This window comes from Blautia sp. SF-50 (genome assembly GCF_900101315.1).
GTDB lineage: Bacteria > Bacillota > Clostridia > Lachnospirales > Lachnospiraceae > Blautia_A > Blautia_A fusiformis.
In genome coordinates, this window is the sequence record NZ_FMUW01000050.1 from 1 (window position 1) to 16,508 (window position 16,508).

Sequence of the window (16,508 nt, forward strand, 5' to 3'; positions counted from 1 at the left end):
CATACAGTGTAAGACATACTCGATATGTGAATAGGTCAGCATCAGAAATTTTTTCTTCACCAGTGATGCCGGATACCAGTTGCTGGCAATCAAGATCTTGTCATTTTTACACATCACAGTTTCTACGATCAGGTTCACGATTTCATCTACCTGTCGCATATCGTCATGATGGGTTACTTCCAGTGATTCATAATCAATGGTCTCTTTGACAAGGTTTTCATAAGCCTGATAATCCTCAGAGCGATTATCGCTATCAAATCTTTTCTCATCCACAGATATGATAGGATTAGATTTATTATCATTCATTTCAGTATCACTAAGATTAGTATTATTAGGGTTTGAAATGTAAACTTCTGTAGATTCCTCATTTTCCACAGAAGTTTGTTTTTTAAACTTCTTTAATTCCTCTCCAAATTTTTTCTTATCTGTTTTCTCAGGCATAAAGGTTTTCACGTAGATAACGTTCACCTTTCCAAATCCCTGTCTGCGTTTCTCAATCAGACCAATTCCTGTTTCGTCATCCAGTTCTCTGACATTTCTTTGTCCTCTTTTCTTTGAATTATGAAAGAAAAATTATCCCTTCATATAACGAAACGCTCAGAGCCTGTTTTACAGTGGTCAAAAGCAAATTTTTTTACTTTTTTTCTTACGAGTTTTCTTGCGAGTTTTTTTTAATGCCACTCGTAAGAAACTCGTAACATTAGATTTCTGCATTTTCTTGAAATTAAGTAAAAGAAAAAGAGCATATGGAATTGAATCCATACACTCTATGATTACTGAAACTTTATTTCATTTTTAATTCAACAAACTGGAAGTTGACTATCAACTGATAATCAAAAATATCATTCCTAAAATTGCAAATCCTTCACAGATCGCAATTATCTAAAATCTGTCGAGCTCTTCGTATAGAAAAACAGTAATTTCATTCTTTCGAAATTTTTAATTCTACGTCTCCGTTACTCAGCAATTCTACAACCTCACGCTCTGGCATATTCATTTTTCCCAGTCTTACCTCTTGTTTATCATCGTTCACGGAATCCTTGTTAGAACTACCACATGCAACCAGACAGGCTGTGAGGATAATTTCCAGAATAACTGATAAATATTTCTTCATATGGCTACACCTAGTTCTTTATTATTTCTTTTCATCAAGCAAAATAACACCTTGTGCCGGATTTTTATCAATTGCACCAACTATCTCATGTGGAACATATGGCTCTTCAAGATATGCAAGGTCTTCGGCAGTTAATTTAATGTCAAATGCTCCGGCTGAATCATCCAGATACTGCGTTTTGGTTGCCCCAATAATAGGCGATAGAATTCCCTTTGCCCACTGCCATGCAATGGCTATCTGGGACATTTTGCAGTTATACTTTTCGGCAAGCTCCGCTACACGTTTAACTATCTGCATGTCTTCCGCTTCAGTCTTATCATATTTTCCCATGGCAACCCTATCCGTGGTTCCACGAAGAGACTCTGATTTCCACTGTGGTCTTGCCAGATGTCCGGCTGCAAGAGGGCTATACGGCATTAACGAAACTTTCATTTGCTTACAAATTGGTAGCAATTCTCTCTCATCCTCTCTGTAAAGCAAATTATAATGATTCTCCATCGCAGAAAATGGTGTCCATCCATTGTCTCTTGCGGCTAACTGCATATTATAAAACTGATATCCATACATGGCAGATGCACCAAGTGCCCTGACCTTTCCTGCTTTTACCAGATCGTGCAGTGCCTCCATAGTTTCTTCAATTGGTGTATCATAGTCAAATCTATGGATGATATATAAATCAAGATAGTCGGTTCCAAGACGTGACAGAGTTCCATCTATTTCCCTCATGATTGCCTGTCTTGATAAACGACCTTCATTAAAATATACCTTGGATGCAATCACAACCTGATTTCTCGCTACATTTTTCTTCAATGCTTTACCTAAATATTCCTCACTTGTTCCTGCTGAATATCCATTTGCTGTATCAAAAAAGTTATATCCCAAATCAAGTGCATGCTTGATAACATTCTCACTTTCAGCTTCATCCAACGTCCAGTCATGCATGGTTCCAGCTTTCCCAAAACTCATACAGCCCACACATAATTTCGACACTTCTATATCTGTATTTCCGAGTTTACCGTATTCCATAGTGCTCTCCTTATCTTAATCCAGCGTACTCTTTCTCCGATACCGCCTCACACCACTCATTGGAACAATCCACTCCCGGCACCTCAATTGCCAGATGGGAAAACCATTCATCCGGAGCGGCCCCATGCCAGTGCTTTACATCTACCGGAATGTTAATACAGTCACCCGGTTTCATTTCTACCGCATCCCTGCCTTCTTCCTGATAAAACCCTCGGCCGGCTACACATACTAAGATCTGCCCGCCACCGCTTTTTGCATGATGAATATGCCAATTATTCCTGCATCCGGGTTCAAATGTCACGTTGAAAATGCCAACCTGAGAAGTGGAAATCGGTGCAAGAAAACTTCTGCCAGAAAAATACTGTGCAAAGCCATCATTTGGTGCACCAATTGGAAATACCATCTCTTTTGCATGCGCGCGCATCGCTTCCTCTTCGTATGGCAAATCTCCTTCACCTGCCTCCCACACTTCCTTTGCAAGATTGAAAACAGCCCATGCTTTTGGCCATCCTGCATAAAATGCGACATGTGTGATTACTGCGGCAATCTCTTTTTGTGTTACACCATGATTTTTTGCATTTTGAAGATGATATTTTAAAGAAGCATCTGTAATTCCGGAAGCCATCAGAGCAACCACCGTGATGATACTTCTTGTTTTTACGTCGATGTCCTGGTTATTCCAGTTTTCGCCGAAAAGTACATCATCGTTAAAATGTGCAAATTCCGGTGCGAATTCACCAAGTGTATTTCTTCCTGCTGTCTGTACTATTTTTCCCATTTTCTGTATACCTCCATAGCACTGTTATTTATAAAGATTTTACCCACTCACTGATTTCCTGTTTTGTTCCACGGTTTAACAAGCTGCCTTCTGTGATAAACGCATCCGGTGCAGATGGCTGTAATTCCTTTACAGTATTACCGAATCCACTTCCACCGGATGTTGCAAAGAGCACAATCTTTTTGCCACTGAAATCATAGGCTTCCAAAAATGTATTGACAATTGTCGGAGCTACATACCACCAGATTGGGAAGCCCAGAAGGATCTCGTCATAAGAACTCATATCCATCTTTTTCTTCATAATCTCCGGTCTGTATTTCTTATCACTCATTTCCACACTGCTGCGGGATTTTTTATTCATCCAGTCAAGATCAGCCTTTGTATATGGAACTTTTGGCTCAATCTCAAATAAATCCGCTTTTGCTTCCTCTGCAATCATTTCTGCTACTTTTTTTGTTGTCCCGCTTGCACTGAAAAATGCGACTAAATTTTTACTCATAATAAAAATCCCCTTTCTTTGCGAATTTTTCGTATAAAAATAGATGTATAAGATTTGAATTTCTCTTATACATCTATTTTATACCTGATATTTTTATTATGTCTAATGCTTATATTGAATTCCATTCTATGCCTGAAAAGCATTTATTTCTTCTATCATTTTACTGACCGCCAGAGAATATGGAATGTTTCGTCTCCAGGCAATCACAGTACTTGTTGTGATTTCAGGAGAAATTCTTCGCTGTACAAGAATATCCTCCCGCCAATACTTTGCAGCACCTTCGATGGATACCGGATAGCCCAGTCCATTTGCTGCCATAACTCCGGCATTCGTTCCAAGATTACTTGTAAAAGCAATCTGCAGTTTCGAAAAGTCTTTTCCAAACCAATTGGCAAGTTCACTTTGAACATTTACTCTTTCCGGCAGGATCAATGGTTTTCCAATAAGATCTTCTTTTCTTATAAACTCTTTTTCTGCCAGCGGATCATCCGGCCGCATTCCAACACACCAGTGATCGCAATCTGTGATCCGGATATAATCCAGCCCTTCGGTGTCCACCGGCTCCATGAATAATGCAATATCTACAAGTCCTTTGTTCATCATCTCATACACTGCATCTGCTGTTGCAGTATGCAATACAATCTGAACCAGCGGGTATTTTTCTTTATATGTTTTACATATCTCCGCCAATGTCTCCACCGCTGCAAATTCACCGCATCCAATGGTTATATTTCCCTCTACAACATCTTCTTTTCCTTTCAGTTCCTCAAGTGTTTTTTCCTCAAGATTAAGGATCTCCAGGGCACGCCTTTTTAATAAAATCCCCTCTTCAGTAAGCGAAATTTTCTTCCCGCTTCGAATAAATAATATTACTCCAAGCTCCTCTTCAAATGCCGCCATTTGTCTGGATAGCGTTGGCTGGGTAATATGCAATTGTTCTGCTGCTTTTGTAAAGCTCTGTTCTTTTGCCACCGTCAGAAAATAGCGCAATAGTCTTAATTCCATATTTTTTTATTCCCACAACTTCCGATTTCTATTTTTGTTTCCATAGCATAGTGTACTCTTTTTCACCAGTATCTTCATCTAAACCTTCACATTGAATAATGAACCCTTCTCTTTGGTAAAAAGAATTTGCTCTGGCATTCTTCTGATATACATTTAATCGTAAGCTGACTTTTTTATCCTTAATATAATCCAATAAAAGCTTACCTATGCCACATGACTGCATTTCATCAGAGACAAAAATACCTTCGATATATTCATCATTTAGTCCTACAAATCCTTGTATCATTTTATCTGCTTCAAACACATAAACTTCGGATTGTGACAGCATTTCTTTCACTAATTCATAATTACTTTTCCAGTATTGATTGGAAATAAAATAATGTGCTTTCAGATTTGTCTTTAACCATATGTCAGCGACTCTATCGATATCTCTGTTCAGCAACTTTCTAATCATAACAAATATTCTCCACAACAACATCCTTTATGCTTTTCTCTTTTATCTATTCTATCACAAGCTCACCATTAATCATCATTTTTTGATATTTTTTCTTTTCCCCTACTGCAAAACAGCATCTGAGCGTTTCGTTATATAGAGTGGTACAAATACAGAGCAAAACTAAAATGTTAGCTGGAAATTGATCATTTTGAATGGAAAATCATGTCACGAACGTGATTAGAAATAACAAAAGCGTTCGCTGTCAGCTAATCCAGCTAACATTTTCGAACGCTTTGAAGCCCGTCCATAAGAGGATTTGAACCTCCGACCCCTCGCTTAGGAGAGCTCCAACCTATTGTCACTCTCTGTCAATCTGAGGTAAGGTAAACCCAAGTGGGATACTATATAAAACTGTTTCCGATTCAATTCGAGTTATTCTGAATACCCCCTCTGTCAAGCTCTGTAAAGCTCTGAAAGTTAGCTGATTGTTTGCTCCAGCTAATAATTGGGGAATGCCTTGATATTACCATCGACATCTGTTATATGACCACCATGCTTCGTACGTTCGATCATGGTAAACAGTATTCAATTAAACTTCCTATCGAAAGCACAAGATATTTTCTTGTCTATAAATAATATAACGCATACGAGACGGTTTGTCCATGCGTTTTTGACTGGCAAATTTTATTCAGTAAAAATATCTGTAACCTTTTTTGTAACTGAATCTCCATCATTCCATCATCAAATGATGGAGATTCCAATAGATATTATGGAGATAGACTAATTACTTCATCGTCTTCGCCAGTGAATTGAGCAATGCCCGCATCTCTGGATTCGCCAATACTTTTGCCAGAAGTTCCGGATCGACTTCATCAGCAACAGTAGTATTATTATTTTCCTGCTGTACATGCATCTGTGGATCCAGATTCTTTTTCTCATAAAATGCTTCTTCAAAAAGCTCTGCATTTTTCCTTCTGTCATCATCCAGAATATGAGAGTACACATCTGTAACCATATTGACCTGAGCATGGCCAGAATCACCCTGTACCGCCTTGATGTCTCCACCATTCAGTTTCAGCTTATAAGTAACACTGCTATGACGAAAACTGTGAAATACAACCGGTGGGAGATTATAGTCCTCGATCAATTTCTTTAAAGGGCCACGGATTGCTCCATCACCAAGAGGAAGACCAAAGGTACTTGCCATAACCAGGTTATAGTCCATATATTCGTCACCCAGGATTTCTTTCATTTCATCCTGCTCAGCTTTCCAGTCTACAAGCATATTAGCAACGCTCTTCGGTAAGAATATCTTACGTACACTACTTTCTGTCTTCGGTGTTTTCAGAATACGGACCGTAGAATTCTTCTTATGATTTGTCGGAAATACCAACAACACATCTTTTCCATCCAATGCATTTAAAGATTCTTTTCTTATACGCTGTGATTCTTTGTTGATGAAGACATATGCACGGTTTTCTTCAATTGCCTCATGAGAAATATCTACACAATCCCAGGTAAGACCAAGCAGCTCACCAAGTCGCAGGGAACATGAGAAAGATAGATTAATTGCGAGCTTTAATCGTTCATCTTCACAGACACTGAGCGCATACATCAATGTATCCGCTGTCCAGATGTCTCTTTTTTGTGATTTATGTTTTGGTACAGTCGCATGGGTGCAAGGATTCTTCTCCATCAACTCCCATTTCACTGCCTGTTCAAAACAGTTTCTAAGCAGCTTATTAATATCCCTGACCGTACTGGAAGATACAAATTCATTTCGACTGGTTTTATTCAATGGATTGATAACTGCACGTCTCTTCAAAAGACTCTGATAATATCTTTCGATGAAACGGGTATTGATCTCTGAGAGTTTCGTATCACCAATGATCGGAAGAATATAGTTATTGATAAGAGAGACATTTCCTTCATATGTAGAAAGCGCCCAGTTTTCTTTGCCATAAAGTGCAACATATTCTGTAATAAGCTCGTCCAGTGTTTTGCATTTACGGACGACAAATGATCCCATCTCTTTTTTATATTCAATTTCTTTTTTTCTTCTCTTTGCTTCGGCTTTCGTTTCATAGGTTTCCCACTTCTGTTTCCTCTCACCTTTTTCATTCGTATAAGAATAGATTACATTAAATTTTCCGTTTCGTTCTCTTATAGATGCCATATTATTGCATACTCCTTTCCAAATCTCTTTGCTCCATCCAGTCCTCAAATTCATCCCGACGGATCCTAACTCGACTGCCAACTTTTATTACTGTGAACTTTCCTTTATCCGCCCACTTGTTGATCATGCTTCTGCTGACCTTTGCCAGATAGGAAGCTTCATCAAAAGTAAGATACTTTATATTTCCATTGCTTCCTCGTATTCCGGTCTGTGATAATTTCTTCCGCCGGAAATTAGCCAGGGCAATATTTTGTTCCTGTGCAAGTTCTTCATAATCATTCGATGGATCCAGCTTATACCGATCCTGACCTTCCAGGAATTTTCGAAAACTCTCTTTTGTGATCCTTTTCTTTTCTGCAATCACAATGAATTCAAAAAAATGACTATACTTTGGATTATCAAGAATTGTATATACTGCGCTTCTGGTTGTTCCAAGCAGCTGTGCCATCTCAGGCATCGTAATTGTTGCATCTTCCAGAAGAGCGTCTTTTTTTCTGTCTTCCTTTGTTCGATACCGGGACTGGCTTTTATACCAGTTCTGAAAAGATTCTTTTGGTATTCGTTTCCAGTAATCGACAATAACAGCTTCCATTTGATTTTTCTTGAGTAAATCATAAACAAGATACTCATCAACACCCAACAGATCCGCAACTTCCTTAACGGAATAGGACCAGGATTTCAATTCTTTCCCTGGTTCTTCTCCGGTAACTTTATGGTATTTAATCTGATTGGCGTACCATTTTTCAAAGCTGGCAATATTGATTCGTATCTTTCCAGCAATCTCTTTAGATTCAAAAACATTTTTATGCACCAGCCAGTATCGATCTGTCTTTTTTAATCCCAGCAGCTTTCCCATTTCCGGCACGGTCATCCAGGTTCTCTTTTGTGTCGGACGCCGTTTGTAAGGACTGTCTTCTGATATCTTTGAAATGATCTCTTCAACATCGTCCATTTCCGGAACTTCTTTTTGTTTCATAATTGCTGTTGCCATTTATTCTTCACTTCCTGTCTTTTTTAGTGTTAGTTTTTTTTCTTATATCATATCTCAAATCCAGATAAAAATTTAGGATGTCGATTGCAGACAAAATCTGCCTGATCAACACCCTGTTTTTTATTGTTCCAAGTTATCGAGCCAGTCATCGAAACTCTTCTTAGAGATGCGATACTTTCCGCCATCCAACTGGATCCACCGGAATTCCTTTTTCTTTAAAAGGTTATAAATAGTAGGTCTGCTGACTCCTAAGATTTCCTGTAACTCTTGAACTGTATAACATCTTTTTTCTGACATTTCTTTATCCTCTTTTCTTTGAAATATGAAAGAAAAATTATCCCTTCATATAACGAAACGCTCAGAGCATGTTTTACAGTGGTCAAAAGCAAATTTTTTTACTTTTTTCTTACGAGTTTTCTTTAATGCAACTCGTAACATTAGATTTTTACATTTTTCATGAAATTAAGTAAAGAAAAAGAGCATATGGAATTGAATCCATACACTCTATGATTACTGGAACTTTATTTCATTTTTAAATTCAACAAACTAGAATTTAACTCTCCCATCTTGCAATTCTGATTCCCCAAACTCGAAATTCACCATATACAAATGCATCGCCGTTTGTCAGATGATATGTTTGTGAAAATCCTAAACTTCCATAATCAGCAATTTCATCCGCAGTTTGTGTGCTTCCAAGTGTTATAAGCGGACATTTTCCTGGGTCAGTGCTTCCAATCAAACGAAATCCCTCAATAGCAACAAAAATCCCCCAACAAATAAGAATACCTAAAACTGCTTTTAAAATTTTCTTTTTCATATTCACCACCCCACAAATACCGATTTTTCGTTCTCTGCGACTTCCCAATAAACGGGAAGTTGGTTACTTCTTGTAATTCATTTTCTTACTTAATACCCCAAACAAAGCCAATAAAAATATTCCAATTCCAAGCAATACGCCAGCCACTTTCATTAATTCATTGTTTGTATACTCTGTATCCGGAAGAATCCCATACTTGTAATAAGAATAACTAACATGGTCTGTGGTATATGCAGCTATGGAATCTCCTACATTATATTCCGAATATACAAATCCCGGTACTTGCATTCGCTTGTGATAATCATTCACTTTTCCATTGTTGTAGTAGAAGAAATAATTCCGAGATATCGTATCAGCCGAAGCAGCTTCAGCCCTTTTACCTGTAATCACAATATCCTCCATATAGTAATCTTCTCCCAGTACCATCTCTTCCATTTGTGTATTAAATGCTTTAGATGTCAAAAGTATATTTATCCAGACTGTAATGAAAGCTATACTTAAAATAATGAAACAAATCCAAAACAAAATTTTCTTTTGATTTCCAGTTAATATTTCTTTTGGTTCTTGGTGCTTAACCAATTTATTACTCATTCCATAATACCTCTAAAGTACTTTTTTCTTCTTCCTTCCCTTCGTCCAAGAAGTGTATCTCACTCAAAGAACTCGGTCAATCCCGATTTGTTACTCACATGATATCATATTTTTTCTTCAATTGCATTTTCATTGAAAAAATCATTAAAACTTCCAATGTTTAATATAAATAAAGCAATATAGTTGCATCCCTACTCGTATTAAGAGCTGAAAAATAAATATAAATCCTATATTAATGAAGAAGGAATGGAAGAAAAAAGCATCTTTTGAATATAGAATACCTAATATATTTTGTACATTCAAATTATTTATTGGAAACAAATACAAAATTTTGTTACCTACCCCTGTTTTTATCATTTGCACCAGCAATAATGGTAATATATATACCCCTAATGAAACAGCTAATACTGACATAGATGAATGCATAAGAGCTGATATTAACAATGTTACACTCTCAACAAATCCAATACCAACTAATTGCATGACAAGAATTAAAAAGTATATTTGAATATGGTTATATTGCAAAGGGAAGTCAAATAATCCCAACGACAAATTTGTTTGTATGTCTGAATTCCATCCGCTCATATCATACATTGTAGAGAAAACACCTATGTTGACCAATTGAAAAATAATAAATAAACTCACTGTAATAATACTTGTCGCAATCAATTTAGCAAATATCATTTTGTTTCTTCCATATTTTGTAACTAACAGAATCTGATTGATATTTTTAGAATTATCATCTGAAAACACTATGGAAGATACCAATATTGTAATTATGGACAAAAGAGCATATATATATCCAAGTACTCGATATAAGTCTGTCCATGGAACATAATTTCCTAATGTCAAAGGAGTATCAAATTTTTTAAATCCAACCTCGTCCAATGAATATAAATCCACGTCTTCTATTGTTAATCTTTGGCCTTTATTAACCTGTTCAATCATTTCTGAATAAACATTTTCGGCATCTTTTGAAAAAAAAGTATCTCCCATTTCCCAATAAAATGGATAAAAAGGCTTATTAACAACTTTTTGCTCTTCATTCTCTTGGAAATTATTCATAGAATCAGACAGAATCATTTTAACTTTTTCATCTGTAAACTCTCCAGAATATTTTTCATCTATTATTACATCGAGGCTCTTTTCAAACCCCTTTTTCTTATTACTCGCTTCACTCATTGATAGCTGTGAATAGTGATACCCAACAAAAAAAATCCCCAGAAGGACTAAGCATCCTACAACAATCCCACCAAATACAGTTCGGTTTCTCAATATTTTCCCAAGTTCAAACTTAATTAGCGATGTCATACTCTCATTCCCCCTCTCTAAAATAAAACAAATACAAATCTTCTAAAACCGGATCAACTTGTTTCGCATTTGCAAAAGGTTTTTCCCTTGAAATAAGTCGAAGAACAACTCCGTCTTCTCCATATTTACGATTACTTACTGTATATACTTGCTCAATTCGATTTACTTCTTTTTCTGGAACCAGGCATTCCCATACACACTTGTTAATATCTTTCAACAAATATCTTATTGTGCCTGTATTTTCAATTCTACCTTTTTTTAGAATAATGATTTCATCTGCTATATATTCTATATCTGATACAATATGTGTAGACAATAATACTATTTTTTCTGATGCAAACGAACTTATCAGTTTTCTAAATTTAACTCGCTCTTTGGGATCGAGCCCTACCGTAGGTTCATCTAATATTAAAATTTCCGGATTATTAATCATTGCTTGAGCGATACCTAGTCTCTGTTTCATTCCGCCAGAATACTTTCTGATTTTTTTATTTTTCACATCATCTAAGCCAACCTGAATCAATAAATCTAAACATCTCTTTTTTGCTATTTTCCCATTTAAGCCTTTCAATGAAGCGATATACATCATAAAATTTAATCCTGTAAAATCAGGATAGTATCGAAAATCTTGTGGTAAGAATCCAAGAATCGAGCGATAATATTCTGCTTGCAGAGCAATATCTTTATGGTCATATTGTATATTTCCACAATTTGCTCTCATCAGTCCACAAATAATACGAAATAAAGTTGTTTTACCCGCCCCATTAGCACCTAATATTCCGTAAATTCCAGGAGTAAATCGATACGACACATCATCAAGCACAGTTACATTCCCATATTGTTTTGTTATATTATTAATAGTTAATTCCATACTGAAGCTACCTCCCATTTGATTATTTTAGTTTGAGAATATAAGATAATCCCTAATATTGTCGTTGTAATGAAATATGCTATTCCCCAATAAAGCATTCGGATTTCATATATTTTAAAGATATTTGCAATTAAAATAACTGCGACACAAATACTTCCCGATATACACCATAGGAAATAATTATGTAATTGCTTTCTCCATATAGTTATAAGCGAAAATAAAATAATGCAAACAATATTGTATGGAACAAGTACATAGACTAATATCTGATACAAAGGCAAAGATACTATAGATTTAGTCATAAGAGAAAGCAAAATAACAATTACCATATCAATAATGCCAAAAATCAATAATTTCATCATAATATGTTGTCGCAAATCATATTTGAATGTCTGTTCCAATTCCCACATTCCTGTAGTAAAACTTTTGAATAATTCATCTAAAAAAAATAAAGCCGAAATGAATATTACACCTGTAATGCATAACATTATTTCACTTATCGGCTGTAAATTTTTAAAATTTAATGCCATAGTTATCCCTGATAGAAAGATGAATAATTGAATTATCCAAGTATGAACATGTATGAAGCGAAAAGTTGACAGGAATAGCTCAAAGTAAGAATGTCGACTCATTCCAAGTCTAATCATTATTTCATATCCTAATTCGATGGTTTTTTCACGTCCTTCTATATCACCTTCTAATTTATAACCAGCCAATTTCGATATAATATCTTTTTTATCCATCATAAAATTCCTCTCTTTCTAAAACTTTTTCTAATTTTCTAAGGCCTTGATAAATACGTGACTGTACAGTAGATACCCCCACGCCAGTAATTGTCGCAATATCTTTTACCTTTAAATCGTGATAATACCGTAGTATCACAACCTCTCGTTGTATTTCAGGAAGTAAATCAAGTGCTTTTTGAACCGTTTCTTTTCTCTCATCATGTAATATTTCATCAATCAATGAAGTGTCTAAATCAGTTGTAAAATTATCTGTGAGTTCTATTTGCTCAATATGTCTTTTTTTCAAATAATTATTGCAAGTATTGACAGCCATAGTGTATAGATAATTTTGAAATTTTCCTATGAATCGGTATCTAGGTAAACTTTCTACCAATTTTAAAAAAATATCCTGTGTTAAATCAGAAGCTATATCGCAGTCTCCATAACATCTGCGAACACAATAAAAATACACACTATCATAATATTTATGTACTAAAATATCCCATGCATCAGGATCTCCCATCTTAATTTTGTTTATTATCATCCAGTCTTGTATCATATCCATCACTTTTCTCTTAATTATTCTTCTCTATATATAAACAACTAACCTTAACAAATCATTTAAAAACACAAAAACTTTTTATATTTTTTTATATTTTTTTACAATATGATAAACTATTCTTCCCCTCATGAGCAAGGGATTAGGAGTTCCCTGTGGCGGTTAGTATGCAGTAGTTCGATTATCCTGTAAGCGTGAGTTTTCCAAACTTATCGGATTCTTGGTAGTTGCCTTAGTAGCCGTTGGTCTTGTATTCAATGCGTCCGGCGTAAAAGATGTATTGTTACAGTTATTCAATAAGATTATTGGAGCATAAAATTAGTATTGCTATTGTGCGGACATTTGCATATAATAAAGATAGATGGAAATACTACTCACGAAAGGAGATGTTTTATATGGCTACAAAATCAGCAAATTTATATGCAAGGATTGAACCAGATGTCAAAGAAAAAGCAGAAAGTATCCTGTCTACACTTGGTATCCCTGCTTCCAGTGCTATCAATATGTTTTATAAACAGATTATCTTACAGAGAGGACTTCCGTTTGAAGTAAAAATACCATCTGACAGACCTGTTGATATCAGCACATTATCAGAAGCAGAGTTCAATGAAGAATTGGAGAAAGGATATGCGGATATGCAGGCTGGACGGACAAAAAATGCGAAGAAAGCATTTGCTGACATTCGCAAGGATTATGGCTTATGATATATGAAGTAGAATTATCCGAACAGGCTGACAGTGATTTGAGAGGGATTTTTGAATATATTTCTTTTGAATTACAATCGCCGGAAAATGCAAGCGGACAGCTTGACCGTCTGGAAGAACAGATATTAAGTCTGGATACGATGCCGGAGCGTTATCGAAAATATGAAAAAGAACCGTGGAAAAGTCGTGGACTTCGTGTATTACCAGTAGACAATTATGTGGTACTTTATATTCCAGACAGCGATAAAAAAGTTGTAACAATACTTAGAGTAATGTATGCCGGACGGGACATAGACAATCAGTTAAATCTCCACACAAAGCAATAAAGGATATGATTTAAATGAATATTCCTGTGCGGTAACACCGCAAATCCGGCAGACGGGAAACCGTCTATCCGGTAATGCGGGAACCGCTTATGCGAGTTTACTCGCGTAACATTTTATCCAAGCCATACACCTCTCTCATAGAGATATCATGCTCAGCATCAATGCTTGTGATATTGATCCTGTAGCTGTCATGTGCGATTCGATCAATAATCGCATCGGCCAATGGACTGTCGTCACCACCAAGCTGATCATACCATTCTTCGAATCCATACTGAGAGCAGAAAATCGTAGATGATTTCTTGCGTCTCCGATGCAAAAGTTCAAAAATGTCCTTTTGCTCGATTTCAGTAGGTTTCAAAAGAAGCCACTCATCAAGAATAAGCACCAGTGGATTGGCATATTTGGCAAGAACTTTTCGGTAATTCCCTTCTGACCGTGCAATCTCAAGATCAATAAGCAGATCTGGAAGGCGGATATATTTAGTAGTGAAATACCGTTTACATGCTTCCATGCCAAAAGCACAAGCCATATAGGTTTTTCCACAGCCTGTTGCACCGGTAATAAAGAGATTCCGGTGTTCCGATATATACTCGCAGGTAGCAAGCCTGCTAATGAGGTTTTTATTAAGTTTACGTCCGGAAGTATAATTGATATCCATGATATTTGCTTCCGGTTGGTCGAATCCGGCATTATGAATCAGTCGTTTCAGGCGGTTGTTCTTACGGTTGCTGTATTCAATATCTACCAGCATCCCAAAACGATCTTCAAATGCAACTTCCTTAAATTCAGGATCATTGAGTTGGTTGCGAAATGCATCTGCCATTGATGTAAGACGCATCTCAATTAATTTATCTATTGTACTCTGATTTGTCATATGTGATTACCTCCGATAGTAGTCAGCACCTCTTGTGATGCCGCGTGCTTTGTGTGTGGTCTTGGAATCCGATGCTTCTGATTCCTGTTTTACAGAACCTGTTACAAGGATGTTTTTGATACTCTTGTAACTTGGCGATGCTGTATAGGATAACGCCTTTTTGCAGGCTGCTTCCAACATAGCTTCTGAATATTTATCCGTAAGCTTCAGAAGTCCCATACAACTTCGGTAAGTTTGTTGTTCCACACGTTTGGAGGTTAGTATCGCATTGACCACAGTGTACGTGTTTATCCCAATTCGCTCAGCCCATTTGCGGAATCGGTCGCCGTTCCATTCCAGATATTTCTGATGGTCTTCCGGCATATGTTCCGTGACAGTGCTGTACTTTCCAGGTCGTCCTTTCAGACGGCGGTGGGAGGCAATTCGGTTATGGTTGTAAAAAATTTCAATGGTGGTATCTGTTACTTTTACATCAACTTTCTTTTTGATGTATTCATAAGGAACTGAGTATAGCATTCCGTCCACAGATATGTGATAATTAAACTGAACGGTGGCTGTTTTCCAGTCGCTCAGTTCAAAACGGGAAGCGGGTAACGGTGCCAGTAATGGCTTTTCATCTTCAAGGAATAAACTGAGCCGGCTTCCCTCTTTCTTTTGAAAGAGCCTTTGGTTGAACTGCTCAAGCTTTTCTCTGATTGCACGATTCAATTCGGCAAGGGAAAAGAACTGTTCATTTCGAAGGGCTGCTGTTATCCAGGTAGAGATATTCCCTACTGTTCCTTCTGCATTCGGCTTATCCTTGGGAGTTCTGACACGCGCCGGAATGATTGCTGTACCGTAGTGCTCAGCCAGTTCCTGATAAGTTTCATTGATCTGCTGGTCTTTCCAGCCGCCATTGTGAACAACTGCTGTCTTGCAGTTATCCGGCACGAGAATTCTGGCAACACCGCCAAAGAACTCGTACATATGGACATGAGCAGTGATCCATGATTTTTGTTTCATATCCAGAAATGCTTCTATATACGCATACTGACTGTATGTCATCACACCAACAAATAGATAGGTTTTGATAATCTCTCTGGTATCAGGATCAATGATTGTTGCAGGATCACCCGCCCAGTCAACTTCCACCTGTTCACCGGGTTTGCGGTTGATATGCATGGTAGCACGTCGCTTTTGCTCATCCTGTTGGATGTGATAGCAGAATTGTGAATACATGAGCGGTTCATCGCCATTGGCACGGCAGTCTTCCATGTATTCTGTCCACAGGAGCTTTTTAGTGACTCCATTACGGAGTAGCTCCTTACGGATGTAATCATAGTCCGGCATCCGCTTAGTGGATGTGGTTTGCTTTGCAGAAGGGAAAAACTTTTCTGCAAGGGCAGCATCCGTGTCATTTTCTGCAAGCGGCCAGGAAATACCCAGTTCTTCTGCACGCTTTAAGACACGGTTTACTGTCTTTTTTGATACATTGCAGCTGTTAGCAATGTTTTGCTGACTGAGATTCAGGCTTTTAAGTCTGAGAATCTCTCGATATTTGGTCATGACTGTGACCTCCTTAAAATGTATTTACACCATTTGGTGCATGATTACATTCTAAGGATATAGAATAAAGGTTTCCACTACCGGAATGGTGGTTTCCTCAAAAACGGATTTACGGTTTCCTGAGTCCGGACAGCAGGGACACGGAGCCCGGATTATTCAT

General features: G+C 37.0%; 20 protein-coding genes. 2 read left to right on the plus strand and 18 right to left on the minus strand.

What is annotated here, in order from left to right; translation table 11 throughout:
- The 16 genes from BLP57_RS18365 to BLP57_RS16755 form a co-directional block, all read right to left on the minus strand.
- The coding region (locus BLP57_RS18365; protein ID WP_242872664.1) for a DUF6017 domain-containing protein at positions 1 to 306 on the minus strand (306 nt) is incomplete at its 3' end.
- 616 nt (positions 307 to 922) lie between these two features.
- Positions 923 to 1,114: a hypothetical protein gene (locus tag BLP57_RS16680; RefSeq protein ID WP_015526519.1), complete on the minus strand. Its 192-nt coding sequence runs from the start codon at positions 1,112 to 1,114 to the stop codon at positions 923 to 925.
- A gap of 21 nt (positions 1,115 to 1,135) precedes the next feature.
- A complete protein-coding gene (locus BLP57_RS16685) occupies positions 1,136 to 2,140 on the minus strand; it encodes an aldo/keto reductase (protein WP_021650152.1) in 1,005 nt (334 codons plus the stop codon).
- Positions 2,141 to 2,150: 10 nt separating this feature from the next.
- Positions 2,151 to 2,918 carry a carboxymuconolactone decarboxylase family protein gene (locus tag BLP57_RS16690; protein ID WP_059086531.1) on the minus strand — a complete coding sequence of 256 codons (768 nt, stop codon included), beginning with the start codon at positions 2,916 to 2,918 and terminating at the stop codon, positions 2,151 to 2,153.
- A 28-nt stretch (positions 2,919 to 2,946) separates the two neighbouring features.
- Positions 2,947 to 3,417 carry a flavodoxin gene (locus BLP57_RS16695; protein WP_092073355.1) on the minus strand — a complete coding sequence of 157 codons (471 nt, stop codon included), beginning with the start codon at positions 3,415 to 3,417 and terminating at the stop codon, positions 2,947 to 2,949.
- A 126-nt stretch (positions 3,418 to 3,543) separates the two neighbouring features.
- Entirely contained in the window at positions 3,544 to 4,422 is an 879-nt protein-coding gene (locus BLP57_RS16700; protein WP_092073358.1) for a LysR family transcriptional regulator, read from the minus strand.
- A 28-nt stretch (positions 4,423 to 4,450) separates the two neighbouring features.
- On the minus strand, positions 4,451 to 4,876 hold the full coding sequence (locus tag BLP57_RS16705) for a GNAT family N-acetyltransferase (protein WP_059086530.1): 426 nt from the start codon (positions 4,874 to 4,876) through the stop codon (positions 4,451 to 4,453).
- Between the two features lie 766 nt (positions 4,877 to 5,642).
- Positions 5,643 to 7,034, minus strand: coding sequence for a tyrosine-type recombinase/integrase (locus BLP57_RS16715; RefSeq protein WP_171027973.1), 1,392 nt, complete (start codon positions 7,032 to 7,034; stop codon positions 5,643 to 5,645).
- Position 7,035: 1 nt separating this feature from the next.
- Positions 7,036 to 8,025, minus strand: a complete 990-nt coding sequence (locus tag BLP57_RS16720) for a helix-turn-helix domain-containing protein (RefSeq protein WP_044954635.1) — start codon at positions 8,023 to 8,025, stop codon at positions 7,036 to 7,038.
- Positions 8,026 to 8,145: 120 nt separating this feature from the next.
- Positions 8,146 to 8,322, minus strand: a complete 177-nt coding sequence (locus tag BLP57_RS16725; RefSeq protein ID WP_003864535.1) for a helix-turn-helix domain-containing protein — start codon at positions 8,320 to 8,322, stop codon at positions 8,146 to 8,148.
- A gap of 256 nt (positions 8,323 to 8,578) precedes the next feature.
- Positions 8,579 to 8,842, minus strand: coding sequence for a hypothetical protein (locus BLP57_RS16730; RefSeq protein WP_029471584.1), 264 nt, complete (start codon positions 8,840 to 8,842; stop codon positions 8,579 to 8,581).
- 63 nt (positions 8,843 to 8,905) lie between these two features.
- Positions 8,906 to 9,433 carry a hypothetical protein gene (locus BLP57_RS16735; protein ID WP_029471585.1) on the minus strand — a complete coding sequence of 176 codons (528 nt, stop codon included), beginning with the start codon at positions 9,431 to 9,433 and terminating at the stop codon, positions 8,906 to 8,908.
- Positions 9,434 to 9,577: 144 nt separating this feature from the next.
- Positions 9,578 to 10,744 carry an ABC transporter permease subunit gene (locus BLP57_RS16740; RefSeq protein ID WP_092073365.1) on the minus strand — a complete coding sequence of 389 codons (1,167 nt, stop codon included), beginning with the start codon at positions 10,742 to 10,744 and terminating at the stop codon, positions 9,578 to 9,580.
- A 4-nt stretch (positions 10,745 to 10,748) separates the two neighbouring features.
- A complete protein-coding gene (locus BLP57_RS16745) occupies positions 10,749 to 11,615 on the minus strand; it encodes an ABC transporter ATP-binding protein (protein ID WP_005334760.1) in 867 nt (288 codons plus the stop codon).
- Entirely contained in the window at positions 11,606 to 12,361 is a 756-nt protein-coding gene (locus BLP57_RS16750) for a hypothetical protein (protein WP_092073367.1), read from the minus strand. Before BLP57_RS16750 ends, BLP57_RS16745 begins: the two co-directional genes overlap by 10 nt.
- On the minus strand, positions 12,351 to 12,905 hold the full coding sequence (locus BLP57_RS16755) for an RNA polymerase sigma factor (RefSeq protein WP_005334762.1): 555 nt from the start codon (positions 12,903 to 12,905) through the stop codon (positions 12,351 to 12,353). Before BLP57_RS16755 ends, BLP57_RS16750 begins: the two co-directional genes overlap by 11 nt.
- A gap of 389 nt (positions 12,906 to 13,294) precedes the next feature.
- Between BLP57_RS16755 and BLP57_RS16760 the strand changes: the two genes are divergently transcribed.
- Positions 13,295 to 13,603 carry a type II toxin-antitoxin system RelB/DinJ family antitoxin gene (locus tag BLP57_RS16760; protein WP_029471590.1) on the plus strand — a complete coding sequence of 103 codons (309 nt, stop codon included), beginning with the start codon at positions 13,295 to 13,297 and terminating at the stop codon, positions 13,601 to 13,603.
- Positions 13,600 to 13,929, plus strand: a complete 330-nt coding sequence (locus tag BLP57_RS16765) for a type II toxin-antitoxin system RelE/ParE family toxin (protein ID WP_005334765.1) — start codon at positions 13,600 to 13,602, stop codon at positions 13,927 to 13,929. The genes BLP57_RS16760 and BLP57_RS16765 overlap by 4 nt, the downstream gene beginning before the upstream one ends.
- A 97-nt stretch (positions 13,930 to 14,026) precedes the next feature.
- Here the strand turns inward: BLP57_RS16765 and BLP57_RS16770 are convergent, their stop codons facing one another.
- Both BLP57_RS16770 and istA read right to left on the minus strand, forming a co-directional pair.
- Positions 14,027 to 14,803 carry an ATP-binding protein gene (locus BLP57_RS16770; protein WP_092068769.1) on the minus strand — a complete coding sequence of 259 codons (777 nt, stop codon included), beginning with the start codon at positions 14,801 to 14,803 and terminating at the stop codon, positions 14,027 to 14,029.
- Between the two features lie 6 nt (positions 14,804 to 14,809).
- Entirely contained in the window at positions 14,810 to 16,348 is a 1,539-nt protein-coding gene (istA, locus tag BLP57_RS16775) for an IS21 family transposase (protein ID WP_092068772.1), read from the minus strand.
- Positions 16,349 to 16,508: the final 160 nt, after the last annotated feature.